1 protein-coding gene is annotated in these 1,269 nt (G+C 39.9%); it reads left to right on the forward strand.

Annotated features, from left to right (window positions below; genetic code table 11):
• Nucleotides 1–97: 97 nt before the first annotated feature.
• Nucleotides 98–1,249 carry an IS4-like element ISAbe18 family transposase gene (locus NI466_RS15745; protein ID WP_004645517.1) on the forward strand — a complete coding sequence of 384 codons (1,152 nt, stop codon included), beginning with the start codon at nt 98–100 and terminating at the stop codon, nt 1,247–1,249.
• Nucleotides 1,250–1,269 lie beyond the last annotated feature (20 nt).

Consider the following 1,269-nt stretch of genomic DNA (forward strand, 5'->3'; position numbering starts at 1 on the left):
CACTGCTGTCCCATAGTTTGCTTTAAATAAAAAAACCTGAGTCCTAACAGTTAAAATATGAGTGCAAACAAACACTTTAACGACCAGGATTCAGGTTTTGTCACATCAGAATACCGTATTTCATGAGCTAATTAAACCTGTTGTGCGACAGGATTTTGAACAACTTGCTAAAGTACACCATGTTGGACAGAAATTTAGAGCGGCTTCCCGGTGGGATCAGTTTATTGCCATATTGATGTCTCAATTCTCTTGTAGACAAAGTCTGAGAGATATTCAATCCAATTTGGAGTGCCAACAGGAAAAGCTAAGTCATCTCGGAGCAAAGTCTATTCCCCGAAGCACGCTGGCACGAATCAATGAGCAGCAGCCTGCTGCCTTGTATCAACAGCTATTTCACAAGTTGCTTAAATACTATGAACACTCAAAAGTAGCTCATAAATTTCGCTTTAAGAATCCCTTGTATTCCTTGGATGCCAGTCATATTGATCTGTCGCTTTCCTTATGTGAATGGGCCAAAGTTCACGACTCAAAAGCCAGCATGAAACTCAGCATAGGATTGAATCACAGCAATGATATTCCTGAGTTTGTTGCAGTTGAAAATGGCAAAGAAAATGACATGGTACAAGGCCGCAAATTCCAGTTTCCTGCTGGCAGCATTGTAGTTTTTGATAAAGGCTATGTCGATTACCAATGGTATGCAAATCTGACTGCTCAAAACATTGGATTTGTCACACGTTTTAGGCCTAAATCTGTGTATCAGGTGATCCAGCAACATCCAGTGCTTGAATCCAAAGGTATTCTAAAAGATGAAACCATTCAGCTGAATAGCGCACATGCCCTAAAAAGAAAAGCCCCAGTGTTAAGAAGAATTGAATATAGAGATCAGCAAAGTGGCAAGCACTTTAGCTTTCTCAGCAATAACTTTCATTTAGCCGCCTCCACCATTGCGGCGATTTATAAAGATCGTTGGAAAGTTGAGCTGTTCTTTAAGGCGATTAAGCAGAATCTCAAATTAAAAGCGTTTCTAGGCCGCAGCAGGAACGCAATTCAGACACAAATCTGGATTGCGATGATCGCCTATTTATTGGTGAGTTTCGCTCAACATTTAGGGAAAACAGGTTGGACAGTTCAACGTTTACTCAGAATAATTCAAGTGAATTTGTTTGAAAGAAGAACTTTAAAAGCTTTATTTTCACCCGATAAAATACCCATAAAACAAGAGGAAGCTCAAATGAGCTTCCTCTTGTGAAAAATTGTGGGACAGCAATG

The sequence above is a fragment of the Acinetobacter lwoffii genome (assembly GCF_024129595.1).
GTDB lineage: Bacteria > Pseudomonadota > Gammaproteobacteria > Pseudomonadales > Moraxellaceae > Acinetobacter > Acinetobacter lwoffii_O.